General features: G+C 63.6%; 24 protein-coding genes. 12 read left to right on the plus strand and 12 right to left on the minus strand.

Annotation, left to right across the window (positions count from 1 at the left end):
- Window positions 1-34 precede the first annotated feature (34 nt).
- A complete protein-coding gene (locus tag CK224_RS09330; protein WP_095777895.1) occupies window positions 35-673 on the plus strand; it encodes a TetR/AcrR family transcriptional regulator in 639 nt (212 codons plus the stop codon).
- Window positions 674-841: 168 nt separating this feature from the next.
- Window positions 842-2,998 carry a penicillin-binding protein 1A gene (locus CK224_RS09335; RefSeq protein WP_095777896.1) on the plus strand — a complete coding sequence of 719 codons (2,157 nt, stop codon included), beginning with the start codon at window positions 842-844 and terminating at the stop codon, window positions 2,996-2,998.
- Between the two features lie 56 nt (window positions 2,999-3,054).
- On the opposite strand, the gene CK224_RS09340 is transcribed toward CK224_RS09335, so the two are convergent.
- Complete coding sequence (locus CK224_RS09340; protein ID WP_095781561.1) at window positions 3,055-4,248, minus strand: DUF930 domain-containing protein; 1,194 nt, start codon at window positions 4,246-4,248, stop codon at window positions 3,055-3,057.
- A gap of 273 nt (window positions 4,249-4,521) precedes the next feature.
- Between CK224_RS09340 and CK224_RS09345 the strand changes: the two genes are divergently transcribed.
- The 3 genes from CK224_RS09345 to CK224_RS09360 all read left to right on the plus strand — a co-directional run bounded on the left by CK224_RS09345 (window position 4,522) and on the right by CK224_RS09360 (window position 7,022).
- Window positions 4,522-5,106, plus strand: coding sequence for a DUF1214 domain-containing protein (locus CK224_RS09345; RefSeq protein ID WP_095777897.1), 585 nt, complete (start codon window positions 4,522-4,524; stop codon window positions 5,104-5,106).
- Window positions 5,099-5,647, plus strand: a complete 549-nt coding sequence (locus CK224_RS09350; protein WP_095777898.1) for a DUF1254 domain-containing protein — start codon at window positions 5,099-5,101, stop codon at window positions 5,645-5,647. Before CK224_RS09345 ends, CK224_RS09350 begins: the two co-directional genes overlap by 8 nt.
- A gap of 379 nt (window positions 5,648-6,026) precedes the next feature.
- The gene (locus CK224_RS09360) at window positions 6,027-7,022 is read left to right on the plus strand and encodes a DUF2336 domain-containing protein (RefSeq protein ID WP_095781562.1); all 996 of its coding nucleotides are present in this window, start codon (window positions 6,027-6,029) and stop codon (window positions 7,020-7,022) included.
- A gap of 60 nt (window positions 7,023-7,082) precedes the next feature.
- Here CK224_RS09360 and CK224_RS09365 read toward each other — a convergent pair whose 3' ends face one another.
- The 3 genes from CK224_RS09365 to CK224_RS09375 all read right to left on the minus strand — a co-directional run bounded on the left by CK224_RS09365 (window position 7,083) and on the right by CK224_RS09375 (window position 9,998).
- Complete coding sequence (locus CK224_RS09365) at window positions 7,083-7,430, minus strand: DUF1491 family protein (protein ID WP_066997648.1); 348 nt, start codon at window positions 7,428-7,430, stop codon at window positions 7,083-7,085.
- Window positions 7,431-7,498: 68 nt separating this feature from the next.
- Entirely contained in the window at window positions 7,499-8,281 is a 783-nt protein-coding gene (locus tag CK224_RS09370; protein WP_066997651.1) for a peptidoglycan-binding protein, read from the minus strand.
- Window positions 8,256-9,998, minus strand: coding sequence for a HAMP domain-containing sensor histidine kinase (locus CK224_RS09375; RefSeq protein ID WP_095781563.1), 1,743 nt, complete (start codon window positions 9,996-9,998; stop codon window positions 8,256-8,258). Before CK224_RS09375 ends, CK224_RS09370 begins: the two co-directional genes overlap by 26 nt.
- Window positions 9,999-10,531: 533 nt before the next feature.
- Here CK224_RS09375 and CK224_RS09380 point away from each other — a divergent pair.
- Both CK224_RS09380 and CK224_RS09385 read left to right on the plus strand, forming a co-directional pair.
- Window positions 10,532-10,924, plus strand: a complete 393-nt coding sequence (locus CK224_RS09380) for a DUF5330 domain-containing protein (RefSeq protein WP_095781564.1) — start codon at window positions 10,532-10,534, stop codon at window positions 10,922-10,924.
- Between the two features lie 111 nt (window positions 10,925-11,035).
- Complete coding sequence (locus tag CK224_RS09385) at window positions 11,036-11,464, plus strand: SufE family protein (protein ID WP_066997661.1); 429 nt, start codon at window positions 11,036-11,038, stop codon at window positions 11,462-11,464.
- Window positions 11,465-11,594: 130 nt separating this feature from the next.
- On the opposite strand, the gene CK224_RS09390 is transcribed toward CK224_RS09385, so the two are convergent.
- Window positions 11,595-12,023 carry a MucR family transcriptional regulator gene (locus CK224_RS09390; protein ID WP_067320912.1) on the minus strand — a complete coding sequence of 143 codons (429 nt, stop codon included), beginning with the start codon at window positions 12,021-12,023 and terminating at the stop codon, window positions 11,595-11,597.
- A gap of 411 nt (window positions 12,024-12,434) precedes the next feature.
- Window positions 12,435-12,803 carry a hypothetical protein gene (locus CK224_RS09395; RefSeq protein WP_066997667.1) on the minus strand — a complete coding sequence of 123 codons (369 nt, stop codon included), beginning with the start codon at window positions 12,801-12,803 and terminating at the stop codon, window positions 12,435-12,437.
- A gap of 120 nt (window positions 12,804-12,923) precedes the next feature.
- Between CK224_RS09395 and CK224_RS09400 the strand changes: the two genes are divergently transcribed.
- A complete protein-coding gene (locus tag CK224_RS09400) occupies window positions 12,924-15,023 on the plus strand; it encodes a S9 family peptidase (protein ID WP_095781565.1) in 2,100 nt (699 codons plus the stop codon).
- 100 nt (window positions 15,024-15,123) lie between these two features.
- The gene (locus CK224_RS09405; RefSeq protein ID WP_066998147.1) at window positions 15,124-15,513 is read left to right on the plus strand and encodes an SET domain-containing protein-lysine N-methyltransferase; all 390 of its coding nucleotides are present in this window, start codon (window positions 15,124-15,126) and stop codon (window positions 15,511-15,513) included.
- A 25-nt stretch (window positions 15,514-15,538) separates the two neighbouring features.
- Here the strand turns inward: CK224_RS09405 and CK224_RS09410 are convergent, their stop codons facing one another.
- The 5 genes from CK224_RS09410 to CK224_RS09430 form a co-directional block, all read right to left on the minus strand.
- Window positions 15,539-18,133, minus strand: coding sequence for an AMP-binding protein (locus CK224_RS09410; RefSeq protein WP_095781566.1), 2,595 nt, complete (start codon window positions 18,131-18,133; stop codon window positions 15,539-15,541).
- Between the two features lie 131 nt (window positions 18,134-18,264).
- Entirely contained in the window at window positions 18,265-19,209 is a 945-nt protein-coding gene (locus tag CK224_RS09415) for a cytochrome c (protein ID WP_095777906.1), read from the minus strand.
- Between the two features lie 9 nt (window positions 19,210-19,218).
- Entirely contained in the window at window positions 19,219-19,656 is a 438-nt protein-coding gene (locus tag CK224_RS09420; protein ID WP_066997679.1) for a cytochrome c, read from the minus strand.
- A gap of 160 nt (window positions 19,657-19,816) precedes the next feature.
- On the minus strand, window positions 19,817-20,419 hold the full coding sequence (locus tag CK224_RS09425; protein ID WP_066997682.1) for a superoxide dismutase: 603 nt from the start codon (window positions 20,417-20,419) through the stop codon (window positions 19,817-19,819).
- A gap of 107 nt (window positions 20,420-20,526) precedes the next feature.
- Window positions 20,527-21,405 (minus strand): branched-chain amino acid aminotransferase, encoded by an 879-nt coding sequence (locus CK224_RS09430; protein WP_095777908.1) that lies wholly within the window; start codon window positions 21,403-21,405, stop codon window positions 20,527-20,529.
- 251 nt (window positions 21,406-21,656) lie between these two features.
- Between CK224_RS09430 and CK224_RS09435 the strand changes: the two genes are divergently transcribed.
- Window positions 21,657-22,319 (plus strand): haloacid dehalogenase type II, encoded by a 663-nt coding sequence (locus tag CK224_RS09435; protein ID WP_067320889.1) that lies wholly within the window; start codon window positions 21,657-21,659, stop codon window positions 22,317-22,319.
- A 169-nt stretch (window positions 22,320-22,488) separates the two neighbouring features.
- A complete protein-coding gene (locus CK224_RS09440; protein WP_095781567.1) occupies window positions 22,489-23,307 on the plus strand; it encodes a L,D-transpeptidase in 819 nt (272 codons plus the stop codon).
- Window positions 23,308-23,318: 11 nt separating this feature from the next.
- Here the strand turns inward: CK224_RS09440 and CK224_RS09445 are convergent, their stop codons facing one another.
- On the minus strand, window positions 23,319-24,794 hold the full coding sequence (locus tag CK224_RS09445; RefSeq protein WP_348628380.1) for a PLP-dependent aminotransferase family protein: 1,476 nt from the start codon (window positions 24,792-24,794) through the stop codon (window positions 23,319-23,321).
- A 29-nt stretch (window positions 24,795-24,823) separates the two neighbouring features.
- Here CK224_RS09445 and CK224_RS09450 point away from each other — a divergent pair, with 29 nt between their 5' ends.
- On the plus strand, window positions 24,824-25,447 hold the full coding sequence (locus tag CK224_RS09450) for an FMN-binding negative transcriptional regulator (RefSeq protein ID WP_095777910.1): 624 nt from the start codon (window positions 24,824-24,826) through the stop codon (window positions 25,445-25,447).
- The last annotated feature ends 33 nt before the right edge of the window (window positions 25,448-25,480 follow it).

The raw sequence follows: 25,480 nt of genomic DNA on the forward strand, positions 1-25,480 counted from the left end.
GCGCGCCGCTTCCCGCCATGCCTATTGTGCGGCCATGATCATGACCGCCCCGCAGGCCGAACCGGTTCCCGGCAACATCAAGGTCACGCGCTCGGACTGGATCGATCTGGCGCTTGAGACACTGATTTCAGACGGTATCGAGAGCGTGCGCGTGCTCACCCTCGGCCAGAAGCTCGGCGTGTCGCGCTCGAGCTTCTACTGGTATTTCGAAAGCCGACAGGATCTGCTCGACCAGTTGCTCAAGCATTGGCACGACACCAACACCACTGCGATCGTCGAGCGCGCCCGGCGCCCCGCCGAAACCATCATCATGGGCGTGATGAACGTATTCGAATGCTGGGCCGACGAGCGACTGTTCGACCCGAGGCTCGATTTCGCCGTACGCGAATGGGCGAGGCGCTCGGCCGACGTGCGGCAGATGATCGACCAGGCCGACGACGAGCGCCTCAGCGCCATCCGCGACATGTACCGCCGGCACGGCTACGACGACGAGGACGCCTTCATCCGAGCGCGTGTGCTCTACTACATGCAGATCGGCTATTACGTTCTCGACCTCAAGGAACCGGTCGAGGCCCGCGTCAGCCATCTCGCCGCCTATCTGCGCTCCTTCACCGGCCAGGAGCCGACCGAAGCGGATGTGGCGCATTTCATGCGCTTCATCGCGGCGCGGTGATAACTACCCGCCGTTCACGGCCGATTGACCTCCATTCAACAAAGCTTGTGCTGTGGCTTCGCTGCCCTTGTGAGCAGTGATAAAATGGTCGAATAGTTTGGCAGGGTGCCACCTGAAACTGCCCGCATGCTGTTTTCGGGCGAAAGCGCATTGGGGCGGAAGTCTGGAATGCCAACTCCTTCGAAACCACGCAAGAGAAGAGGCCGGATCGCCTCGGCGGCTCTTGCCGTCGATGCGTGGCTCGATTCCTCGCTCTACGAGATCAGCTTCAAAGCGCGCGAATTCTGGGAGGCGGCAACTATCTTTTCCCGCCGCTTCCGCCTGCATGGCTGGCGACGCGCCATCATCGAGGTGCTGAGCGAAGGGTTCACCATGGGAGCCGGCGGCTTCGTGGTGCTGTTGGCGCTGGCCATGCCGGCGTTTGAGATCACCGCCGGCGATTGGCGCAACCAGGGCGATTTCGCCGTCACCTTCCTCGACCGCTACGGCAACGAGATCGGCCAGCGCGGCATCATCCAGCGCGATTCCGTGCCGGTCGACGAGATGCCGGATATCGTCATCAAGGCGGTGCTGGCGACCGAGGACCGCCGCTTCTTCGATCACTACGGCATCGACGTTCTCGGCCTGTCGCGCGCGATCTTCGAGAATGTGCGCGCCAATTCGGTGGTCCAGGGCGGCTCCAGCATCACCCAGCAGTTGGCCAAGAACCTGTTCCTGTCCAACGAGCGCACCTTGGAGCGCAAGATCAAGGAAGCTTTCCTGTCGCTCTGGCTGGAGGCCAATCTCTCCAAGAAGGAGATCCTTCAGCTCTATCTCGACCGCGCCTATATGGGCGGCGGCACGTTCGGCATCGAGGCGGCGGCGGATTTCTATTTCGGCAAGAGCGTCAAGGACCTGAACCTCGCCGAGGCGGCAATGCTGGCCGGCCTGTTCAAGGCGCCCACCAAATACGCCCCGCACATCAACCTGCCGGCCGCCCGTGCGCGCGCCAATGTGGTGCTCTCCAACCTTGTCGACGCCGGCTTCATGACCGAGGGCCAGGTGCTGCAGGCGCGGCTGCATCCGGCAGATGTCGTCGACCGCGGCGAGCAGAAGAGCCCTGACTATTTCCTCGACTGGGCCTTCGACGAGGTCAAGAAGATCGCCAAGCCCGGCCAACACTCGCTGGTCGCCCATACGACCTTCGACGCCAATATCCAGAAAGCGGCCGAAGAGTCGGTTGAATTCCATCTCCGCCAGTTCGGCAAGGAATACAACGTTACCGAGGGCGCGGTGGTGGTGATCGAGACCAACGGCGCGGTGCGCGCCATCGTCGGCGGCCGCGACTATGGCGCCAGCCAGTTCAACCGCGCCACCAAGGCGCTGCGGCAGACCGGGTCGTCGTTCAAGCCTTATGTCTATGCCACCGCGATGGAGCACGGCTTCACGCCGGACTCGGTGGTTTCCGGCGGCGCCGTCAGTTGGGGCAGTTGGTCGCCACACAATTACAATGGCGGCTCGGCCGGAAACGTCACGCTGCTCACGGCAATCGCCAAGTCGATCAACACCGTGCCGGTGCGGCTTGCCAAGGACTATCTCGGTATCGGCCCGATCAAGGCGATGGCCGAATCCATGGGTGTCGAATCGCCGCTGGAATCGCACAAGACCATGGTGCTCGGCACGTCCCTCATGACGGTGATGGACCAGGCGACAGGCTACAGCGTCTTCGCGCAGAACGGCTTCGTCGGTTCCCGGCACGGCATCACGCAGCTCGTTACCCGCACCGGCGACGTCGTCTATGACTGGGCCAAGGACGCGCCGCCGCCGCACCGTGTGCTGTCGGAAAAAGCTCTGAAATACATGAACACCATGCTGGCCGCGGTGCCGGCGATCGGCACGGCGCGGCGCGCGCAGCTTCCCAACATCGTCGTCGCGGGCAAGACCGGCACCACGCAGTCCTACCGAGACGCATGGTTCGTCGGTTTCACCGGCAACTACACGGCCGCCGTCTGGCTCGGCAATGACGATTTCACGCCGACCAACAACATGACCGGCGGGTCGCTGCCGGCGATGGTCTGGCAGCGGCTGATGGCCTATGCACACCAGAATATCGATCTGAAGCCGATCCCTGGCCTCGATCATCCCTGGGTCGACCCGGAGGTCGCGGCCAAGGCCGAGGAAGAGGCGAAGAAGGAGGCTGCCGATGCCGCGGCGCAGGCAGAGGCCGAGCGCCCGCCGGTGCTTTCCAGCCGCACCACGCAGACGCTGAGGGCAATGACCAAATCCTTCCAGGCCGCGCCGGTTCTCAACGCTCCTACCCTGCCGGAGACGCTGTCCGCGCTTTGAACCTTCGTTCGACGCATGCGCTTGCCCCGAAACCGGTCCCACTTTCGCGGGAAAGCTTAGCGGAGACTAGGCAATCTGAGCCCGGCCCATTCGCCGGGTGGGATCTCAGCCCCGACACGGAAGTTGAACGACAAGACCCTTGTCGCATCGGCGTCGACCTCGCACCGGAAGCTTAGGCGGTACCATGTGGTTGCCGTGCTGAAGGCGGCCACCGGAGGGTTAAGAACATTGCCCACCTTCAGCGGAATGGATGGCAGCCATTTGGGAGAATAGGAGGCGCCCTGCAATTCCTCGTTCAAAACGCTGCCGCAAAGGTTGGCAACCCGCTGGTCGCGAGGCACCTCGCTCATAGAGCTTGTGGCCAGCGCATCGCCGGTAGCGCCCTGCGAATAGAGCTTTCGAACACCCGGAAGGCCGGAATAGATCGGCGACGCAGCAACGGCGGCGTTGGTGGAACCTGGCGTCCCGGCGCTCTTGCTTCGGGACTTCGAGACCTTCGCGAGCCTGAACTTCAGCGCATTTGCTTGCTTGGGCTTTTGCTTTTCGGTCGCGGCCGGAAGCTCGACCTTATCGCCGCTCTTGGCATCCATCGGCGTCGGCGCCGCGGCTGTTTGCTTTTCGGCGGTTGGCGCTCCTGCCTCTTGCTCGGCAGCCTGCCGTTTATCCGTGTCCTGGGCTGCCTTCTCCTCACTTTGCGTGGGCTCGGCGTCCGTCGCGGCGATTACCGGCTTCTCGTCAGCCGTGCTTTGATCCGCCGGCTGATCGGCATCTGCCGGCGCGGCAGATTGCTTCTGTGCAGGCTTCGCCACGGCGGGCGGCTTAGTATCGCTATCGTTGGCCGGCGACGGCGTGTTGTCCCGGTTGCCGGCTCCATCCAGGGATTTCCTGGGGCCGGTGTCCTTGTTGCCGTACTGGAAAACGGGCTTTAGCACCGCGATCGGCGGTGGCTTCGGCGGCTGCTTTTCCGGCACTGGCGGCTTTTTGACTTTTTGCTCGGGCGGTTTTTCGGCTTTCGGTTCCGGGGGCTTCTCGGCCTTGAGTTCCTTCGGCTGCGGTGCGGGCGGAGGCTTCGGCTTAGGTTGCTCGGGCGGAGGCACAAGCGCGACATTGACCGGCTGTTCCTCATCCGGCTGTTGGGCGGGCTTGGGCAAGGTATAGACCAGAAACGCTGCGATGAGCGCATGCAGCATCAGCGATGCGGGCAAAGCCCACGGCAAATTCCGACGCCGCTCTCCGGTCTCGCCCTTCATCCCGACCGATGTGGAACGAAATGGCGGCGGCTGCAAGCACAGGCATCGGATCGGCGCCTGACAAGTCAGTGATTGGATGGCCACGTGCAGCGCCGCCGAGAATCAGGAGCGGCGCGGTCCGGACTTTGTCCGTGACAGGCCGGTCGCCGACATGGGAACGTCATACTACTGCAGGCCGCAACCACCTGAATATCGCCATGCCCAAGGCAAGCCGGCTTGCCACGAGGCCCCGCGCCGCGATATCCCGGGCAACCCTCTCAGTTCCGGCCTTCCATGCTCAAGACCGTCTCCCTCACGCTGCTTTCGCTTGCCATGGCCATCGGCCTTGGCGGCGGCAGTGTCTGGTACGCGCTCAACGCGCAGGACGGGGTCGGTGCGATCCGCATCGGCCAATGGACAGCTTTTCCTGAAATCGGCACGGAAGGCTCCGACCCCTACTCCAAGGCGCGCGTGGCGCGTGAGGGCGTGCTGGCGCTCGGCCGGGCGGAAGGGTTATCCTTCGTCGCCGAGCGCGACGAAGCCGGCCAGCCGCTGAAGCGGGAATGCGCCTATTCGATCGAGGGCGGCTACCCGACGGCCCGGTTCTGGACGCTTTATGCCGCCGACCAGTCGCTCGGCGTCATCGACACCGGCAAGGCGAGACAGGCGGCGCTGCAATCCTACGAAGTGCTGCGCCGGCCCGACAATTCGGTCGTCATCTCCGTCGGCGACCGCCCTGCCCCGGGCAACTGGCTGCTGACGGCCGGCTTCGGCAAGATGTATTTCGTGCTGACCTTCTACGACACGCCGATCGCGAGCAGCACTGGGCTTTCCGACGTGGCGCTGCCGCGCATTCTGAAGGCGGGTTGCCATGCGTAGCCTGCTGCACGCCCTGGTCCTCGGCCTGCTCGGCGCCGGCATCGTGCATATCGCGGTGCTGTTTTTGGTGCCGGAATTTTCCGAGCGCGATGCCTGGTCGCGGCTGGCAATGGCCTCCCACCTCTACAAGATGACGCGCCTGGACGCGGAGGCTGGCGGTGCGCCTGTGGTGAAGTCGGTCGACCCCATGTTCTACGCGGCCGCCTGCCGCTTCAATCTCGCCGACGGGCTGGTACGGATCCGGGCGCCGGGCGACGTGCCGTTCTGGTCGGCCTCGGTCTATGACCGCAGCGGCCATAACATCTATTCCTTCAACGACCACAATGCGAACAGCGAAAAGCTCGATGCCGTGGTGCTGACACCGGCGCAGATGATCGACGTGCGGCGCGATCTTCCCGAGGACTTGCAGGGCGCGATCTTTGTCGAGGCGCCGATCGAGGAGGGCATCTTTGTCGTCCGCGCCTTCGTGCCGGACGATAGCTGGAAGCCGATCGTGTCGCGCTTTCTCGAACAGAGTGCCTGCGAGCTGCAGGAATACTGAAGAGTCAGCTCAGTGATGCGGCATTAGTGGCGACCCAGGCTTGTCCGGGCCGTCCGGACGCGCCGCGCCAACCTGCGGCTGTGGCTCATAGCGGACGCCGGGGAAGATGATGACAGCCGCTGCCGTGTCGGTGTCGTGGGTTACTCGATTGACGGGTGCCGCTCGCGGCACGAAAGACAAGACCATTCCCATGGTTCGCGTATTCCTCTCGGTTTGACCGGAGCACAACGCAACGCCTCCAAAGTCGATTAAGGCGGGCAGAGGGTTAACGGAGCGCTAACGGATCGCGGCTAATTTGATGTTTGTTCCCTGGAGACGCGAAACCGGCCCGGCCGGAGGCGCGGGGCCGGGTCTGTGTCGAGTATCGGGCGTATCCTCCGTGTCTTCTTCGGATTTCAGGCACATCGCTATCCGGACCGAAGCGGGAAAAGCCGAAAGGCTGTTCCGCGCCGCCGTGTCGGCCTTCTGCTCGCTGACGCGCCCGTCGCGGCGCGAAATCGCCCAACTCGAGGATCTGACGCTGCCGCTGTTCGACGAAGTGTCGGTCGAATCGCGCCGCTATGTCGCCGCCGCCCTTTCCGAATGCGAATATGCGCCGGCCGCGTTGGTGCGGCGGCTGGCCGAGGAGCCGGTCGAGATCGCGGCGCCGCTGCTTACCCGCTCGAACGCACTGAGCGACATCGATCTCATCGCGCTGATCGGCCGCCATGGCCTGCCGCACGCGCGCGCAATCGCTCGCCGCAAGGAACTCAACGCAACCATCGCCCACCTGATCCGCGCGCTGGAGAAGCCGACGCTGGTCAACACGCGGCCGCCGGAGACGGTCACGAAACTCGCGCCGGTGAAACCGGCCGCTTCCGCAACAGAAGACAGCCGCCCGGATCCCGGCGTGTCTGAGGAAAGCGCGCGGCGACGCCTGCGCTCGATGATGCGGCCCGCCGGCGAAAGTGCCGCTGTCAACCCATTCCTCGGACAGCCGACTTATCTAAAGCTGCGCGAGACGGCGCTGACGGGCAACCTTGCTTTCTTCCAGACGGCGCTTGCCGATGCGCTCGACATCGATTTTGCCGCGGCCCGCTCAATTACCGAGCAATCGGGCTACGCAGCGCTGCTTGCGGCACTCAAGGCGCTCGACCTCAGCGAAGACAGGGCCTTCCTGATCGCGGTCGCGATCTATCCCGGCGAGTTCCCGCATCCCCAGGCAATCCGTCTGTTCCTCGACCGCTATCGGCTGCTGCATCGCGAGGCAGCGCTCGACATGGTGCGGGCCTGGAAGGCCGAAACGATGTCTCGGGCGATCCGCGGCAACGCCATCGAGACAGGGCGCCACGCATCGAACAGCGATGACAAGGCCGCCGGCCGCAAGGCGTCCTGACCCAATTCCAGGGAAGTGCACAGCGTTTCCGTGGCCGGTCGGGACGCCGGGCCGCCGCCTCTATTCCGCCTTCACGGACACAAGCTCCTCGACCGGAACGGAGCCGGCCTCGATCTCGACCACCCAGATGTCGGGATCGAATCTCTTTTCCTTTTCCAGCCTTGCATCGAATGCCGAGCTATCGTCGCCAGAATCGAGCAAGGTGAAGAAGCGCTCGTCGGGCTTGGCCGAATCGTAGCTCGTTTGCGGCGCCGGTCCGTACAGAGCCACCTCGCCCAGCCGGCCGCGCGACAACACGAAGACGGCGCCAGCCTCGGTCGCGCCGCGCTTGACCACGGCAGCAAAACCGCCGGCGGTGAAGACACGGCGCAGAAGGGCCGATACCCACAGATCGGTAGTCACGCGCATGGCAGGGTTCCGGATGGCATGCGCGGTTCCTTACAGCATCGGCAATGGAACCGAAAAGCCGGCAGCCCTCAGTTTGTCAGGCCGATCTCGCGCATCTTGGCATAGACCACTTCGTCCGGCTCACCGGTTTCGGGCAGGCCGAACAGCGCCTGGAACTCCTTGATCGCAGACTTGGTCCGGGCGCCTACGACGCCGTCGAGCTGCATATCGTCATTGCCGAAGGCCTTCAGGCCAGCCTGGATCTTGACGATGCGGGCGTCGGGGGCCTGCGTTGCGCCGTTGGCCGGAGAGGAGACCGGAATGGCCGCCGGTCCGGCGGCCTGGGCCGCAGCCCTGTCGGCCGGTCTCGGGGCCGGATGCGGAATGGCCGCAGTAGTTTGCCTGGCGCCAAGCTGATCGAGCAGCGCGCCGTCGATATCGCCGGAGGCGGGCAGCCCGACCTTGAGCTGATAGGCCTGGATGGCCTTGCGCGTGGCTGGGCCCGTGAGGCCGTCGACGGTGCCGTCGTAGAAATTGAGGTCCTTCAATATGCCCTGCACCTGCTGGACGACCGGATCGGGCTTGGGAGTGGGCTGCGCCTGCCGCACGATGTTGATGGTGGTCTCCGGCTCATCCGAGACGGCATGCGGGAAATTCTCGATGCTCCTGGTGGCGAAGAAGGCGCTCGTGTGCGGAAAAGGCTGGTACCAGAGCGCGTTGGCCGAAACGTAGAAGAGCGTCACCAGGAAGGCGGTCGAGCCGCCGACCAGAACCGGGTTGCGCGAGATCATCTGGCCAACCGCCGCAGCGCTCTCGGCAAGCAAGCCACGCTCGGGTTCGACCACTTTAGGCCGTCTTGCGGAGCGAGCCATTGCTGTCCCCATTTGCATCCCCCTTCGGCTTTGCAATCGGCACCGGCAGCACGTCGGCCGGCGCGCCCGAGCGCCGCTTCGGTCCGTTCACCGGCAGGCTGATCGTCACCGTCGTGCCTTCGCCCGGGGCGCTCTCGATCGACATCGTGCCCTCATGCAGCGCCACCAGCCCCTTGACCAGCGACAGGCCGAGCCCGGTTCCCTCGAAGCGGCGCGTATAGTCGTTCTGGATCTGCATGAACGGCTTGCCGAGGTTGGCCATATCCTCGTCGGCGATGCCGATGCCGGTGTCACTCACCCAGAAATGCAGCCGCGAGCCGACCCGCTTGGCGCCGATCACCACGCTGCCGCCGTCAGGCGTGAACTTCACGGCGTTCGAAACGAGATTGATCAAGATCTGCTGCACGGCGCGGCGATCGGCATTGATCTCGCCGGCGTCAGGCGCGATCTGGGCGCCGAGCGCGATGCTCTTGGCCTCCGCCAGCGGCCGCATCATCGAGCGGCACATGTCGGCCGCATCGGCGAAGCGGAACGGCTCGAGCTCGGTGGCATAGGCGCCTGCCTCTATGCGCGAGACATCGAGGATCGAGGTGACGACGGACAAAAGATGCTGGCCGGACTCCCTGACCAGGGCGACATATTCCTTCTGGCGCGGATCGCGGAAGGCGCCGAACATCTCGTGCAGCAGCATGTCGGAGAAGCCGATGATGGCATTGAGCGGCGTGCGCAGCTCGTGGCTGACCACCGCCAGGAAACGCCCCTTGGCCACTTCGGCGGCAGCCGCAGCCTCCCTCGCCGTGGCAAGCTCTTCGCGGAGCGCAGCGACCTCGTCGTTCTCACGAAGGACGAAGGTCAAGATGTCCTGCTCCCGCGCGCCGCGCAGCAATTCAAGGCGGAACGGGCGGAAATTGTCGGCCGAGCCGCCACCGTCGCGCGGCAAGCGGATGAGCAGGTCGAGCCGGCGCTTCGGCGCGCCGTCGCGCATGTCCGCGAGGGCGGTGAGATAGGCGACGCGATCGGAAAGATGGACGCGCTCGAACAAGCCGGTACCGAGCAGGAGCTCCGGCGCCAGCTTCAGAATGGAACGCGCCTTGGCCGAAGCGTCGAGTACCTCGCCCTGGCGGCCGACGCGCAGCACGACGGCATCGATCGTCTCTTCGAGACGGTCCACCGCAGGCTCAACCTGACGCGCATCGGCGGGATTGGCGAAGGCCGCCGCGCGCGGCAGGAGCGTAAGCGCCCAGGCAAGCGGCAGCAGCCAGTGCCAACCGGCGATCGCGGCCTCGCCGAGCGGCAGGAACTGGTTTGCGAAAGGCTGCAGCAGGATGGCGCCGAATGCCGCCAGCGCGCCCGAAATTGCTGCGCGGCGCGACCCGGCGATCCACCGAGACTCGACCGGCAAAGCCACGGCAAGCAGCGCGACGGGCGACGCCAGACCACCCGCCGCGGCAATTGCGCCGGCAAGCGCGAGGCCGCCCGTCGCCACCGAGGCACGGCCGGCGAGCGTCATGCGGCCGGTGGCGGCAACCAGAAGCGCTGCGAACCAGCACAGACCGAAAGCGCCGAAGATCGCAGCCACGGTAACGGCGGCACCCAGGCTTGAGGTGACCAGCGTCACCGCCGCACCCGCGGCGAGGAAGGGAGCAGCGAGCATGACGCCGATGAAGCGGCGCTGGCGCTGGCGCTCAGCCTCGTCCGTGACGGTCGGATGAACCATGCGTTCGCAGCCGGCGGCAACCGCGCCAGGCAGAGGAACGTATCTGGCCGTAATCGAACTCAACGCACTCGGACCCGGTCGTGAATTGCCCTGCTTCTGCAGGTGACTCTTGATTGGACTGAAAGTCGCATCCAGCGTTTAAGGAATGGATAAGGCAGGGAAGGCGAGCGCCCCGCCCGCGGCAAATATCGGGACGCCGGCACCCCAAAGCCCGTCGATCTGCCGCCATGGTAAATGGAGCGTTAGCCACAGCCCGGCTCGCCTGGCCTCCCGAAAACCCAGTGCCGATGCTCGCCCTTTCCAAAGTTTTTCTTTTGAAACAGCCGCATAGATGGTTATTTCAAAGTTAATACAGTGGATCAGATTTGAGTTAGATCAATAGCGTGAAAACCAATCCTTTCGACTTTATCTAAAATTTGAAGAAAATTCGCGGCTTCGGCGCAAGCCACGCTTCGCGCCTTCGTGCCATTGTCACGTCCATAAAAAGAGGTCATGCCGATGGATGCATGATCCGATCACGACGAGGCATCGAGATGGGCTTTCTGATCAGGATGGCTTTCTGGTTTTCGCTGGTGCTCTTGGCGCTGCCGCTCAGCGTCGGCCCCGACGAGGATGGCCGCGAGGCGGTCGGGCCGATCCAGGCGCTGTTTGCGGCGCGCGAGGCGGTCGGCGACATTGCCGGCATCTGCGAGCGCAAGCCGGATGTTTGCGAGACCGGCAAATCGGCCATGCACACCATCACCGTGCGCGCCAAGGAGACAGCCAAGATCGCTGCCGCCATGCTTGATGACCAGCAGTCGGAAAAGACGGCCGCGCCCGCTGCGAAGGTAGCGGAGACGTCTGGCGAGACCACCGGCAGCGTCGCCGAGGACATCGTCCTGCCCGCCAAAGTCAACATCCCGGTGATGCTGACGGCGAAGAACTGAGATTCCTTTTTCTGGAAATGCTCTAACGCCGCGGGCCCGCCCGACCTCTCGACGCCCGCGGCGTCTTTCTTTTTCCGTGACGTGGCGGCGCCGGGTCACTATATGCGGGCAATGACGACCTCGATCGAAACGATCCGCGACGATTTCTCCCTGCTCGACGAGTGGGAGGACCGCTACCGCTATGTCATCGAGCTCGGCGAGGCGCTGCCTCCGTTTCCCGAGGCGGAACGCACACCGGCCAACAAGGTGCCGGGCTGCGTCAGCCAGGTGTGGCTGACCACCGAGCAGGGAGAAGGCGTCGATCCGGTGGTCAGCTTTCGCGGCGATTCCGACGCCCACATCGTGCGCGGCCTTGTCGCCATCATGCTGGCGCTGTTCTCGGGCCGGCCGGCCAGTGAAATCCAGAACACCGATGCGGAAGTGACGCTGAAAGAACTCGGCCTCGACGAGCATCTGTCGCCGCAGCGCGCCAACGGCCTTCGCTCAATGGTCAAGCGCATCAAGCGCGACGCCGAAGCCGCCTTGAAGCAAACCGCCTGACTCTACCCAAGCCCGGCAACAAGCCGCACTGCGGCGGGTTCACCCGTTCGCAGCAAGACATCCGTGAAATACCTCAAAAGCAAAACGGCGCCCCGCGGGCGCCGTCGCTTTTGCCGACTTGCGGAAGCTGCTACCGGCGACCCTTGGGCTTGCGGCCGAGGCCCATCTTCTTGGCCAACTGCGAACGGGCGGCTGCGTAGTTGGGAGCAACCATCGGATAGTTGGCGTCCAGGCCCCACTTCTCGCGGTATTCTTCCGGGGTGAGGTTGTAGTGCGTCATAAGGTGGCGCTTCAGCGACTTGAACTTCTTGCCGTCTTCGAGACAGACGATGTAGTCGTCATGCACGGAGCGCTTCGGGTTGACGGCCGGCTTCTGCTTCTCGGCCGAAGGCTGCTCCGTCGTGCCGCCGACGCGGCCGAGCGCGGCATGGACGTCGGCAATCAGGTTCGGCAGTTCTCCGACCGGCACCGGGTTGTTGCTGACATAGGCCGCGACGACATCGGCAGTCAGCTCGATTAGCGCGTCCCCATTCCTTGAAGGTGTTTCGACGATATCCATTGTGCTCAGGCCCCAACGAGAGTTTGTTTTCTAGACTGCGCCCTTTTTCTGGATCGGGCATCGCGCGAAATTCATGCAGGCAAGCCCTGCGATTCGCGTCGCGTCATCTTAATGACCCTGTGCTGCAAGTAAGTCAATTCACCTATTGAATTATATTCGGCGATATTCATCAAATATTGCCCGTTCAGCTTCAAAAATTCGTGTGCCGTGTAACGCAGCGAGATTTTTTTGGCCGGACCAGTGCAGCCTGACGTGGCGCCAAGCACGCTTTTACACCTCTGGTCGCGTCAAAACAGGTTCTTTATGCTTGGCTAAACTAATGTTTGGCCGCCCGGTGGGCGAAGAATCCTATGGATCATGGCGCGGACATTCATCCTCGCGTCAAACAGCCAAGTCGCCTCGACGAACCTCTCAGTGGGGTTTGATGTACTTGCCGTAGACCCAGCCGGTAACAAAATCACCGTTCTGCGCCGGATCGTGCCAGACCTCGCACCAGCGGTAGCGGATCGCCTGCCGCTGCTTCCAGTGCGGTTGGCCGGCAATGTCGAGCAGATCTATCCCGCCCGTGCAACGGCCGGTCATCTGCAAGACAGTGCCATTCGGATAGGCCGCCTGTCTTTGCGATGTGTTTGACGGATACTTGCGCGCGTTGAGCGTGTCGCCGAACGGCACGCCAGCCACTTGCCAGGCCGCGAACACGGTTGCATGAGACTGGCCGGAAAAGGCCAGGACCGCCGAAGCGACAGCAAAAGCCACGGCGGCTCGAACATAGGATTTCATCTTTTCCCCTTTCGACTTACCTTGTGTAGACCACCTTAAACCCCGCCCTTTGAACCGCTGCTGAGCGACGCGTTCATTCGCCATTCAAGCAAATTTCAGGCAATTCCATAGCGAGACGCAATGACCAGAACCTCCGTCTTCCCGACCGCCATCCCGCCGCGGCCCGAGAAACGCCCCATCTTCGACGTTCATCACGGCATCACCCGCACCGATGATTACGCCTGGATGCGGGCCGCCAACTGGCAGGCGATGTTCAGGGACCCTGCACTGCTCGACGGCGCGATCCGCGCTCATCTCGAGGCCGAGAATGCCTACCAGGCAACGCTGATGGCCGACACGGCCGAGCTGCGCCGCAAATTGTTCGCCGAGATGAAGGGGCGCATCAAGGAGGACGACTCCACCGTGCCGATGAAGGACGGTCCCTACGCCTATGGCTCGTCGTTCAAGCTCGGCGGCGAGCAACCGCGCTACTTCCGCACGCCGCGCGATGGCGGCATTGAGGAGATCCTGCTCGACGGCGATGCGGAAGCCGAAGGCAAGCCCTATTTCCGTCTTGGCGGATTCGACCATTCGGCCGACCATCGCAAGCTGCTCTGGGCTTTCGACGACAAGGGCTCGGAGTTCTTCGCGCTGCGCGTGCGGGACATCGCCAGCGGGAAAGAACTCACCGATCAGATTCCGGATACAGGTGGCGGCGGCGTGTGGAATGCCGGAGACGACGGCTTTTTCTACACCCGCCTCGACGACAGCCACCGCCCGTCAAAAGTGTTCTTCCACGCGCTTGGCGACAATCCGGACAACGACCGGCTGATTTACGAAGAGACGGATGCCGGCTTCTTCATGGATGTCAGCGGCACGCGTTCCAACGACTGGATCATGATCGGCATCAACGATCATGAAACCTCCGAATACCGGCTTCTGCGCGCCGACGAGCCGTTCGCCGAGCCGAAGCTGGTGGCGGCGCGCGAGACCGGCCTGCAATATGACCTGGAGGAAGGTGGTGACGTCTTTTTCATCCTCACCAATGCCGACGGCGCCAAGGACTTCAAGATCATGACCGCGCCGGTCGAAGATCCGGTGCAGGCCAACTGGAAGGAACTGGTGCCGCACGAGCCCGGCCGGCTGATCCTGTCGGTGCTCGGCTTCAGGCACCACATGGTCAGGCTGGAACGCAAGGAGGGCCTGCCGCGCATCGTGGTGCGCGATCGGGCAAACGGCGAGGAGCACCTCATTGCCTTCGACGAGGAGGCCTTCTCGCTCGGCCTTTCCGGCTCCTACGAATACGACAACGAAGTCATGCGCTTCACCTATTCGTCGATGACGACACCGGCACAGGTGTTCGACTACAACATGCGCAGCCGCGAGCGCGTTCTCTTGAAGACGCAGGAGGTGCCATCGGGCCACGATCCGGAGCATTATGTCACGCGCCGGCTGATGGCGCCGGCTGCCGACGGCGAGCTGGTGCCGATCTCGCTGATCCACCATCGCGACACGCCGCTTGATGGCTCGGCGCCCTGCCTGCTCTACGGCTACGGCTCCTATGGCATCACGGTTCCCGCCGCCTTCAACACCAATTGCCTGTCGCTGGTCGACCGCGGCTTCGTCTACGCCATTGCCCATGTGCGCGGCGGCAAGGACAAGGGCTACGGCTGGTATGACGACGGCAAGCGCCGGCACAAGCTGAACACCTTCACCGATTTCATCGCCTCGGCGCGCCATCTCGTGGCCGAGCGCTACACGTCGCACGATCGCATCGTCGCGCAGGGCGGCTCGGCCGGCGGCATGCTGATGGGGGCGATCGCCAACATGGCACCCGAAAGCTTCGGCGGCATCGTCGCCGAGGTGCCGTTCGTCGACGTGCTCACCACCATGCTCGACGCCAGCCTGCCGCTGACGCCGCCGGAATGGCCCGAATGGGGCAATCCGATCGCCTCGGCCGAGGACTACGCGACGATCGCTGCCTATTCGCCCTACGACAATGTCGCGGCGCTCGACTATCCGCCGATCCTGGCGCTGGCAGGTCTGACCGACCCGCGCGTCACCTATTGGGAGCCGGCCAAATGGGTGGCGCGGCTGCGCGACCGCAAGGCGGGCGACAATCCGGTGCTGTTCAAGATCAACATGGAGTCCGGCCATGCCGGCGCCTCGGGCCGGTTCTCGCGCCTGGAGGAGATCGCGTATATCTACGCCTTTGCGTTGAAAGTGACCGGCAAGGCCTGATTTTTCCCTCGCAATCGCGAGCACCTCGCGCTACGCAATGCGCCTCGTTTTTGGTCGCGGCCGGTTCGGGCCGCGCCATCCGTCATTCGCAGGGTTCGTCATGCTGCTCGTCGACGTCTATCTCGACAAATCGCCCATCCAGGGCATCGGTGTCTTCGCCAAACACCGCATTCCAAAGGGCACGTTGATCTGGAAGCTCGATCCAAGATTCGACCGGCGCATTTCGGTCGACACTTATGAGAACGAAAGCGGCCCGGTGAAGTCCTACCTCGATCGGTACTCCTATCCGGACAGGCGCGACCGGAATTATATCGTCTTCGAGGCGGACGATGCGCGCTACATGAACCATGCCGACGAGCCGAACTGCGACGTCTCCTCGCCGGAGGAAACCTACGCGCTGCGCGACATCGCGCCCGGCGAGGAACTGACCTGCGACTACAACCACTTCTTCGAAAACGGCTTCGATTTTTTGGGCGACCGCCACGCGTAATCGGAGCGACCGCGGACGAGGCGTCTCACGCCGAGAGCAATTCCGGCAAGCGCTCCATGGCCAATCTGCCGCGCAGATGTCGGATGGCGGCCAAGGCTTTGCCGGCGATGACGCCCAAAGCGACGCCGCCGGCGATCGCAAGCAGTTGGAAGCCTGGAGCCGGCAGCCAGCCTGCGACGGATGCCATCAAAAGCTCCGGGACGAAGCGATGGACCAGGTAGATCGGGAAAGCCGCGACGGCTACCTGCATAACCGCCTGCCCCACACCAGCAGGCAGGCGAACACGCGGCAGGTAAAGAAGAGCCGAGAGCGCCGCGAAGATCGTCAAATACTTGACCGTCGTACCCAGCCAGACCGACTCCCAAAAAGCTAGATACCCCAATACGGCAGTGGCAAATGCGGTCACGAGGAGTTTTCTGGCGGGAGTGTCAGCCAAACCGGCGCACCAGCCGAAGACCGCAAGGTGGAAGACCCAGTAGATCGCGAAGATCTGGCGGCTGCCTAAGTCCACGAACAATGGGACTGCAAAGCGCGCAGCGGCGGCAAACGCCAATAGTCCGATCGAGAAGGCAAAGGGTCGAGCCTGGGCGAGCTTGCGTAGAACCGGAACGGCAAACGCGAGGGCGAAGACCAACAGCGTCTGCGCATAGGCCTCGATGAACCAGTAGAGATACGGGATCATCTCGTGACGTTCCGGTTCGGCATAGCCGAAGTTGCCGGTAAGGGTCATCGAGGCCCAAGGGATCGCCTGCCAGGCGAGGGAGTAAGCGGCGACTATGAGAAAATAAGGGATCAGGACGCCGACCGCAGGTTTCAGCGCGTACCGGATCCGACCGGCAAACAAATGGACCGACTGAAACCGCGCAAGGCTGTAGCCGACAAGCAGCATCATGATGCCGGAGCCGCCCGGGATAGGCCACAGCGTCTCGTGATGCACGACCACCAGCAGGATGGCGAAGGCCCTCAGCACGATATCGACAGGCGTCTCGTTTGCCTGGTCCGGCATGAAAGACCGTTTCGCCGAATGAAGATTTGTCAGGTCTCCAACGCTTAGTCGTTCCCAGCCGTCCGGCAGTTCCAAGCCGAGCCGTTCGAGTTCCAGAGCCAATTGCAAAAAGCGAAGGGAATCTCCGCCGAGCGACACAAAGCTGTCAGCGCGGCCGACCGGAAGCGGATAGAACACGCGGGCATAGGCTCCGGGCACGCCGCCACGTTCGCGGATTTCCGCCCGTCCCAGCAACATCTCGCGTTGCAGGCAGCTATAGTCGATCTTGCCCGAGGCTAGCCTGGGAAAGTCGCCGCGCGTCGAAACTCGAACCAGATTGGCGGGCAAGCGGCTGACTTCGGCCAGGATACGCTGTGCCCTGCCTGCCGAGCCGGGGCCGGTCACATAGGCCTGTAGGCCTCGATCGTCGCCGAGCACCGCGGCCGCAATGCCCGCCCGCTCTAGCGCCTGCTCCATGATATCGAAGCCGATCCTGAGGCCGGCAATCTTGGCAAAGCGGCTCTTGCGCCCGACGACGCGGAAGAAACCTTGCTCGTCCTGGACGGCAATATCGCCGGTGTTCAGGATCTCGACCTCAGCCCCGCGCACCAGATCGCAACGCTGCTCGGCGTAACCCATCATGACGTTCGGGCCGCGATAGACGAGTTCTCCAGGGATGCCCGAGCGGCTGACCGGCTCCCCCTTGTCGTCGACAATGCCGAGGCTGCCGCCTGGGATGGCGACGCCGATCCGCTCCTCCCGGTCGGACAGGCTCTCTGGCGGCACGAAAGCGATACGCGCCGTCGCCTCGGTTTGACCATACATGACGAAGAAACGCCCGCCCACGGCGCGCAAATGATCCCTGTACAGGCGGATGACGTCGGGGCTGAGCTGTCCACCCGCCACCGTCATCATGCGCAAACCCTTGAGCTTAGCGTCGCGGAAACGCATCCGTTCCAGGAGTTCGTAGGAATACGGGACGCCGGACAGATTGGTGCAGCCACCGTCGGCGATTATCTGGAGGAAATCGCCGTCCATCGCGGAAACACCGGGGAAGAGGATGCTGCCGCCGGCAATCAGATGCGAATTGAGAACCGACAGTCCGTAGGAATAGTGCAGCGGCAGCATGAGAGCGGCCCGGTCGGCGGACGAGAGTTCGAGATAAGTCGTGATGGCGCGCGCATTGGCTTCGAGATTGGCATAGGAGAGCCTGACCGCCTTGGCGGCGCCCGAGCTGCCGGACGTCATCAGCAGCAGCGCGAGATCAGGATGCAGCGGCTCAATGTCCCTCGCGGGCCGAGCTTCCTTCACGAGACGCCAGCGGCCATCGGCTCGGCGATAGGTGAAATCCGGCTGGAAGACCGCCAGGAAATCGTCCCAGACCCTTTTGTCGCAAGGCGGCAGCATGGCCACCGCATGACCCGCTCGCAGGGCTCCAAGATAGGCGACGACCGCATGCTCGGAGGGTTCCGCTGAGATAGCGACGAGCTGCTTTCCCTCATCCCCCAGCCGCGTGGCGAAGTGCTGCGCAAGGTCGTCGAGCTCCGCATAAGACAGGCTGCGCCCGTCGGCGAAGAGAAATGCTGCGCGCTGCTCGCCACGGGCGAATTCAGACACAAGGTCGAGAGAGTGCATGGGCAAGGCTTCAGTCCGCCTGGAAACTGGCCGAAGCGCGTATGATACATGACAATTAAAGTCAACTAATATGGACTTGAGACATCACAGGCAGATCGCATCGATGGTGTCGCGCAGCCGATATGCATCGGTCAGCTCGCCGGCTTGCGCGCCGGATAGCCGTTGGGATGCGGCGGGACGGCCTTCAGATAGGCCGCGATCGCGGCGCGGTCGTCGGCCGTCAACTGAGCTATGTTGCGCTGCACGTCGACCATGGCACCGCCGACGGAATCGAAATCCGGCGTGAAGCCGGTTTCGAGATAGTTGGCGATGTCGGCCTCCGACCAGTCCTTCGTGCCGCCTTGCGGGGTGATATTGGGCACCACGCCCGAGCCTTCGGCGGCCACGGCTCCCGCCAGCCATTCGGCCTTCTTGACGCCGCCGGCAAAGTCGCGCGGCGTGTGGCATTCGCCGCAATGGCCGGGGCCCTCGACCAGATAGCGGCCGGCCAGCACCTTGTCGGGCGCGCCCCCGGGCAAGGCAATGACCGGTTCAGGGCTGACATAAAGCCGCTTCCAGAGACCAATGCCGCGACGGATGTTGAAGGGGAAGGAGAGTTTGTGGCCGGGCGCCTTGCCGGCGACCGCCGGCAGCGTCTTCATGAAAGCATAGAGGTCGGCGACATCGGCCGGCTTCATGCGAGCATAAGAGGCATAAGGGAAGGCCGGATAAAAATGCTCGCCGGAGGGCGAAACGCCTTTCAGCATCGCATTGGCGAAGTCCTCCTCGCTCCAGGCGCCGATGCCGTCCTTTTGATCCTGTGAGATGTTGGGCGGTACGAAGGTACCGAACGGCGTCTTCAGCTCCAGCCCGCCGGCAAGCTCTAGGCGGGCATCACCCTTGGACCCCGGTTTGGCGTGGCAGGATGTGCAGCCGCCGGCAAAGAAGATGCGCTTGCCTTTCGCAGCATCACCGGGGCTGAGCTGCGCGACGGCCGCGGCATCAAGCCTGACGGGCGCTGACAACGCCCAGCCGGCGACCGCGCCGGCGCCGCCCAGCACGATGACGGCGCCGACGAGCTTCTTCAGCCACGCCATATCAGGCGATCAGCCCTTCTTGATCCTGTAGGTCTCATGACAGGCGCCGCAGTCGCCGCCGATGGTGTTGAGCTGCGCCTTGAGCGCATCGACATCGGCCGGCGGCGAAGCCACTGCCGCCTTGACGTCGGCCAGGAACTTGTCCCCGGCCGCCTTGAAGCCCGGCATGTCTTCCCAGATCTTCGGCGCCGCCGTGGTGTCGCCCTTGTCGCTGCCGGCCGGGAAAAGTTTCTCGGCATCGAATTTTTCGGCGTTCGCCTCCAACGCCTTTAGCGCCGTCAGCACAGCGGCGGCGTCGAAAGCCTCCTCGCCTTTGACGACCTTGGACAACTGGCCGGCGAGCTTGCCGCGTTCCTTCATCAGGGCCTGGCGATCCTTGATCGGGTCGGCATAAGCGGCCGAACCGGCAAAAGCGAGCAAAGAGATGGCGATGACAAGCTTTCTCATTCAATTGGCTCCATGGTGAAGAGAGTTCGCGACTAGACGTTAACGGGCGTTGCAGTGGAATTATTCCCTCCGCGCCGCAACGATTTTCTTGACTGGAATTGCCCTCCTGCGCCGGCAAAAGAAAAGCCCCGGTCATGCCGGGGCTTTTCGGAAAGGTCGATCAAGCTTTCGCCTTCTCGTAGAGTTCCAGGACATAATCCCAGTTGATCAGGCTGTCGACGAAGGCTTCGAGATATTTCGGCCGCGCGTTGCGGTAGTCGATGTAATAGGAGTGCTCCCACACGTCGACGCCGAGGATCGGCGAAGCGCCATGAACCAGCGGGTTCTCGCCATTGGGGGTCTTCGAGATCGCGAGCTTGCCGTCCTTGACCGAAAGCCATGCCCAGCCGGAGCCAAACTGGGTGGTGCCGGCGGCGACGAAGTCCGCCTTGAACTTGTCGTAGCCGCCGAGATCGGCATCGACGGCCTTCTGCAGCGCGCCCGGCAGCTTGTTGCCGCCGCCGCCCTTCTTCATCCATTTCCAGAAATGGATATGGTTGTAGTGCTGGGCGGCATTGTTGAAGAGCCCGGCATTCTTGCCGAAGGACTGTTTCACGACCTCTTCGACCGACAGGTCGCCCATTCCAGCCTCGGCGGCCAGCTTGTTGCCGTTGTCGACATAGGCTTTGTGGTGCTTGTCGTGGTGATACTCCAGCGTCTCCTTCGACATGTAAGGCTGCAAGGCCTCGTAGTCGTAGGGCAAAGCGGGCAACTCAAAAGCCATGGATGGTACTCCCTCAGGAAAAGTCCGGTGAAACTACCGGACTAAGATAGGTCTGGAATGGGTTGGGACAACTCCGGAACGAAGCGCCGAACGCCTTTTTTGTCCGCTCAGGCGGCGGAAGTCGAATGCGCCCAATCCCAATAGAGCTCGCGCGCCTTCTTGGCGACCGGTCCTGGCTGAAGGCTGCGGTCCTCGATGCGCGTGATTGGCACCACCTTGGAATGGTTGCCGGTCGAGAAGATCTCGTCCGCCTCGAGGAAATCGCGGATCGACAGCGTCTTCTCGGTGGTCCTGAAACCATAGTCGCCGAGCAGGTTGATCGTGCGCGAGCGGGTGATGCCGGAAAGGAAGGTGCCGTTCGCGGCGGGCGTCATCACATGGCCGTCCTTGACCAGGAAGATGTTGGAGGTGCCGGTCTCGGCGACATTGCCCAGCATATCGAGCACCAGCGCGTTGTCGAAGCCGCGCATCTTGGCCTCGAGGATGGCGCGGCCATTGTTGGGATAGAGGCAGCCGGCCTTGGCGTTGGTCGGCATGGTCTCGATGGTCGGCCGCCGGAACGGCGAGACGCCGATCGAAAAGCCCGAAGGCGGAATCATCGGTGACTCGTAAAGGCAGAGACAGAAGCGGGTCGAGGACGGGTCGGCCGGCACGCCCATATAGCCGCCATGCTCGGCCCAGTACATTGGCCTGATATAGACGGCGGTCTTGCCATCGAATTTCTGCAGGCCGTCCCAGGTCAGCCCGACGATCTGCTCCGCCGTCATGGAAGGCTTCAGGCCGAGCGCGATCGCCGAGGCGTTGACGCGCGCTGCGTGACGATCGAGATCGGGCGCCACGCCTTCGAACCAGCGAGCGCCGTCGAAGACGCTGGTGCCCAGCCACATGGCGTGGCTGCGCGGTCCCAGAATGGCGACATTGCCCTCGTACCAGTCGCCGTCCACATAGGTCCATGTCGCGGACTGCGCCGCCGCCGCCAGTGTCATCGTTTGCCGTCCGTATGGATGAGTTCCGGCCGCCATAGGACGATGCTTTGACGGCCGGCGTCAACCGACATCGGAAAAAATCCTTGAGGCCAGAGGCACTTAAAGCACGGCGCACGAAAAGGGATGGGCCATGTGTGTTGGGTTTTTGTGTTATGCGATCCTTTCCGAAAACCGCTGCCCACTTTTGGGCGACATGCATTAACCGCAATCAGCGCTTGCGCGGCAAGGCCGGGCGCCGCAAAACTCTTCCTATGCATCATGCAGCCTATGTCTTCGACGCCTATGGCACGTTGTTCGACGTGCACGCCGCGGTGCGCCGCCATGCGGGCGAGATCGGGCCGGACGGCCAGCTTCTCTCCGAAATCTGGCGCGCCAAGCAGCTCGAATACTCCTGGGTGCGGACGCTGATGGGCGCCTATGCCGATTTCTGGCAACTGACCGAGCAGGCGCTGGACTTCGCGCTGCGCAAGGTGCCGTCGGCCGATCCGGCGCTCAGGGCAAGGCTGCTGGAAGCCTATTGGCGGCTCGACTGCTATCCGGAAGTGCCGGCGGTATTGAAGGCGCTGAAAGCCGCGGGAGCGAAGCTCGCGATCCTGTCCAACGGCTCGCCGGAAATGCTGCGGGCGGCGGTGAAATCGGCCGCCCTCGACCAGATCCTGGACGACGTCTTCTCGGTTGACGAGATCAAGCGCTTCAAGACCGATCCTTCGGTCTACGACATGGTGGTCACCGGCTGGCGGCTCTATCCGGGGGCGGTGTCGTTCCAGTCCTCCAACCGCTGGGACGTCGCGGGCGCCGCCAGGTTCGGCTTCCGCACCGTCTGGATCAATCGCGCCAATCAGCCCGACGAATACCGGGACTTTCCGCCGGGGCTCATCCTGCCCTCGCTCGAAGGCCTTCTGGCAGGGGTTTGAGGGTGCTGTTGCTGCAGTGCAACAGATGTGTCGCAGTCACAGCTTCGCCTTTGTTTGTCCACCCTGAGGCCAGAATTGGAACCGCCTATCACCGCCGACTGTTAACAGCTGCCGGCGGCCGGCCCGCGGATTCATGCATTCTTGCGATTAAGACCTAGAAAAGGCAACCATGTCAGACGCTTCCTTCCGCATCACCCGCCGTGGCTTCCTCAATCTCACGGCCCTTGGAGCTGCTTCGGCGGCTTCCGCCTGCTCGACCGCCGGTCCTCGCCCGGCAGCCGTGCAGCCGCCACCGCCGGCCTCTGTCGAGCCGCCGCTCGGCGACTACGCCACCATGTATGGGCCGATGTCCGACAACGGCTTCGACCTGCCGGCCATCCCGGTGAACAAGATCGATCACAGATATTTGCGCCAGATCGTTCCCGATCCGACCGGACAGCGCCCGGGCACCATCGTCGTCGATACCACCAACCACTTCCTCTATCTGGTGCGTGAGGGTGGCCAGGCGATCCGCTACGGCGTCGGTCTCGGCCGCGCCGGCTTCGAATGGTCGGGCGATGCGGTCGTGCAATGGAAGCAGAAGTGGCCGAAATGGACGCCGCCGGACGAGATGGTCGCGCGCCAGCCGGAACTGACGGAATACAGCGCCAAGAACGGCGGTATGCCCGGCGGGCTCAAGAACCCGCTCGGGGCGCGTGCGCTCTACCTCTTCAAAGGCAACCAGGACACGCTCTATCGTCTGCACGGGTCGCCGGAATGGTGGTCGATCGGCAAGTCGGTCTCGTCGGGCTGCGTGCGCCTGATCAATCAGGATATCATCGACCTCTATGACCGCGTGCCCAACAAGACGCCGGTCGTGGTCACATTAGATGTCGGCCAGCCGATGGCCGACATGCCCGAGCGCCGGGCCATTCCGATCGACAACGGCGTGCCGGACGACTCTGTCCTGCTGGGGCCGGTGCCGCAGGAGAGCAGCGAGATCTTTTGATCCGGCGTTCGTCAGCGGTGCTTGGCGACGATATCCGCCAGCACCGCAACGCCGCGTCGCAACGCCTCCGCGTCGAGACCAGCATATCCCATGATGAAGCCCGTCGTTTCGGGCCGCGGCTCGGCCGGATCATAGAGCGGCGATACCGGATAGAGGCCGATCCCCGCAGTACGTGCGTCGGCTATGATCGCCGGCTCGCATCCAGAATCGATGCCGTTCAACCAGGCCACGACGTGCAGGCCCGTGTCGGCCCCAGAAACAGTCACCTTTGGCCCGATATGATCGGCCAGCGCCCGCAGCAGGACCTCTCTGCGCTCGGCATTTTTCCTGCGGATGCTGCGGACGTGGCGCTCGTAAGCGCCGCTCGTCAGCAGGTCGGCCAACACGTCCTGCTCCAGCATCGGAGCATGCCGGTCGGTCAGGCGCTTTGCCTCGCTGAAGGCCCGACGCAGGCCGGCGGGGACGACGAGATAACCGAGCCGCAAGGTGGGCGAGAGCGTTTTGGACAGCGTGCCGACATAGATGACCGAGCCTGGATCGAGCGTCTGCAGAGGCGGGATGGGGGCGATGTCGTGGCGGTATTCGCCGTCGTAATCGTCTTCGACGACATAGGCGCCTGATGCCGTGGCCCAGGCCAGGAGGGAATGCCGCCGCGTCGCCGAAAGCACGCCGCCGAGCGGAAACTGGTGCGATGGCGTGACGTAAGCCAGACGGGCCGGCGGCAGCGCATCCGTCCTTATCCCGTCAGCGTCGACCGCAACTGGCACGGCGACGCCGCCCGCGGCCGTGAAGGCATGGCGGGCCAGCAGATAGCCCGGATTCTCGATCACGAACGGGTCGCCGGAGTCGAGCAGCAGCCGCGCGCAGAGGTCGAGCCCTTGCTGGGAGCCGTTGACGATGGCGATCTGGTCCGGCGCGCAGTTGATGCCGCGAGCGCGCCAGAGATAGGTTTGCAGGGCGCTGCGAAGAACAAGCGATCCCTGTGGGTCGCCATAACGCAGCCGCGCGCCGCGCCGCAGAATGGCTTTGTTCGAGGCCCTTCGCCAAGCCAGCACCGGGAAGTCCGCCCCGGACAGGTCGCCATAGCGGAAATCCGCAACCTTGGCGGGCTGCTGTTCCGCCGGCGAAGGCAAAGCCAGCAGCCTGCGCGCGAACGTCGAGAGGTTGCGTGGCGAGGCGGCCGCGATGGAAGCCGCCCCTGACGGCCTCTCCAGTCCCGGAGCCACAATGGCACGCGCGCCCTGCCGAATGATCAGATAGCCTTCGGCGTCGAGCTGGTTGTAGGCCGCCGTCACCGTGGTTCGCGACGCGCCCCATTCGGCGGCAAAGGCCCGCGACGACGGCAGCCGATCGCCGGGCCGGTAAACGCCGCTGTGGATCTGCGCCTTGATCGCCGCGATGATCCGGCGCGCCACGCCTTTCTGCTCCAACTGGACCATCGAAAACCTGCAAAACTGGATGTTCCAAGCAAGCCAGCTTTCCTGCATCTTTCCATGCAATGCAAGGAGTTTTCGCCATGTACATTCCGCCCGCCTTCCGCGATGACGACAGGGAGAGCCTCATGGCGACGATCCGCGCGGCACGGCTGGCGACGCTGGTCACCGCCACGGCGGAAGGACCGCAGGCGACGCCATTGCCGCTTTTGCTCAACGAGAGCGAGGGCGAGCATGGCACGATCTACGGCCATGTCGCGAAGGCAAATCCGCAGTGGCGCGCACCGGTGCTGGGCGAAAGCCTGGCGATCTTCATGGGCCCCGACGCCTACGTGACGCCGGCCTGGTATCAGACCAAGCAAGAGACCGGAAAGGTAGTGCCGACTTGGAACTACCTGGCCGTTCATGCCTATGGGCCGATCGAATTCTTCGAGGATGCCGACAGGCTGCTCGAGATCGTCACGCGTCTGACCAATCTGCATGAAGGCGGACGCCCCTCGCCTTGGTCCGTATCGGATGCGCCGCCGGATTTCATCCAGGCGCAACTCAAAGGCATTGTCGGCTTGCGCATGCCGATCACGCGGCTCCAAGGCAAGCGCAAGATGAGCCAGAACCGCAACGCGGCCGATCGCGCCGGTGTCGCCACCGGTCTAGCAGCGAGCGACCGGCCTTCGGATCGCGACGTCGCCCAACTGATCCCGTCTTGACATCCGACCCAGTCCAATTGCCAGCGAGCCGAT

Origin of the sequence: Mesorhizobium sp. WSM3862, assembly GCF_002294985.1 — a bacterium.
GTDB lineage: Bacteria > Pseudomonadota > Alphaproteobacteria > Rhizobiales > Rhizobiaceae > Mesorhizobium.

Excerpts from the sequence above, each read along its gene's own strand:
- CK224_RS09405 (WP_066998147.1), top strand. The coding sequence starts at position 15,124 with ATGCTGCTCGTCGACGTCTATCTCGACAAATCGCCCATCCAGGGCATC.
- CK224_RS09385 (WP_066997661.1), top strand. The coding sequence starts at position 11,036 with ATGACGACCTCGATCGAAACGATCCGCGACGATTTCTCCCTGCTCGAC.
- CK224_RS09340 (WP_095781561.1), bottom strand. The coding sequence starts at position 4,248 with ATGAAGGGCGAGACCGGAGAGCGGCGTCGGAATTTGCCGTGGGCTTTG.
- CK224_RS09440 (WP_095781567.1), top strand. The coding sequence starts at position 22,489 with ATGTCAGACGCTTCCTTCCGCATCACCCGCCGTGGCTTCCTCAATCTC.
- CK224_RS09410 (WP_095781566.1), bottom strand. The coding sequence starts at position 18,133 with ATGCACTCTCTCGACCTTGTGTCTGAATTCGCCCGTGGCGAGCAGCGC.
- CK224_RS09435 (WP_067320889.1), top strand. The coding sequence starts at position 21,657 with ATGCATCATGCAGCCTATGTCTTCGACGCCTATGGCACGTTGTTCGAC.
- CK224_RS09380 (WP_095781564.1), top strand. The coding sequence starts at position 10,532 with ATGGGCTTTCTGATCAGGATGGCTTTCTGGTTTTCGCTGGTGCTCTTG.
- CK224_RS09430 (WP_095777908.1), bottom strand. The coding sequence starts at position 21,405 with ATGACACTGGCGGCGGCGGCGCAGTCCGCGACATGGACCTATGTGGAC.
- CK224_RS09350 (WP_095777898.1), top strand. The coding sequence starts at position 5,099 with ATGCGTAGCCTGCTGCACGCCCTGGTCCTCGGCCTGCTCGGCGCCGGC.
- CK224_RS09335 (WP_095777896.1), top strand. The coding sequence starts at position 842 with ATGCCAACTCCTTCGAAACCACGCAAGAGAAGAGGCCGGATCGCCTCG.
- CK224_RS09415 (WP_095777906.1), bottom strand. The coding sequence starts at position 19,209 with ATGGCGTGGCTGAAGAAGCTCGTCGGCGCCGTCATCGTGCTGGGCGGC.
- CK224_RS09370 (WP_066997651.1), bottom strand. The coding sequence starts at position 8,281 with ATGGCTCGCTCCGCAAGACGGCCTAAAGTGGTCGAACCCGAGCGTGGC.
- CK224_RS09375 (WP_095781563.1), bottom strand. The coding sequence starts at position 9,998 with ATGGTTCATCCGACCGTCACGGACGAGGCTGAGCGCCAGCGCCAGCGC.
- CK224_RS09345 (WP_095777897.1), top strand. The coding sequence starts at position 4,522 with ATGCTCAAGACCGTCTCCCTCACGCTGCTTTCGCTTGCCATGGCCATC.
- CK224_RS09420 (WP_066997679.1), bottom strand. The coding sequence starts at position 19,656 with ATGAGAAAGCTTGTCATCGCCATCTCTTTGCTCGCTTTTGCCGGTTCG.
- CK224_RS09425 (WP_066997682.1), bottom strand. The coding sequence starts at position 20,419 with ATGGCTTTTGAGTTGCCCGCTTTGCCCTACGACTACGAGGCCTTGCAG.
- CK224_RS09400 (WP_095781565.1), top strand. The coding sequence starts at position 12,924 with ATGACCAGAACCTCCGTCTTCCCGACCGCCATCCCGCCGCGGCCCGAG.
- CK224_RS09330 (WP_095777895.1), top strand. The coding sequence starts at position 35 with ATGATCATGACCGCCCCGCAGGCCGAACCGGTTCCCGGCAACATCAAG.
- CK224_RS09450 (WP_095777910.1), top strand. The coding sequence starts at position 24,824 with ATGTACATTCCGCCCGCCTTCCGCGATGACGACAGGGAGAGCCTCATG.
- CK224_RS09445 (WP_348628380.1), bottom strand. The coding sequence starts at position 24,794 with ATGCAGGAAAGCTGGCTTGCTTGGAACATCCAGTTTTGCAGGTTTTCG.
- CK224_RS09390 (WP_067320912.1), bottom strand. The coding sequence starts at position 12,023 with ATGGATATCGTCGAAACACCTTCAAGGAATGGGGACGCGCTAATCGAG.
- CK224_RS09395 (WP_066997667.1), bottom strand. The coding sequence starts at position 12,803 with ATGAAATCCTATGTTCGAGCCGCCGTGGCTTTTGCTGTCGCTTCGGCG.
- CK224_RS09365 (WP_066997648.1), bottom strand. The coding sequence starts at position 7,430 with ATGCGCGTGACTACCGATCTGTGGGTATCGGCCCTTCTGCGCCGTGTC.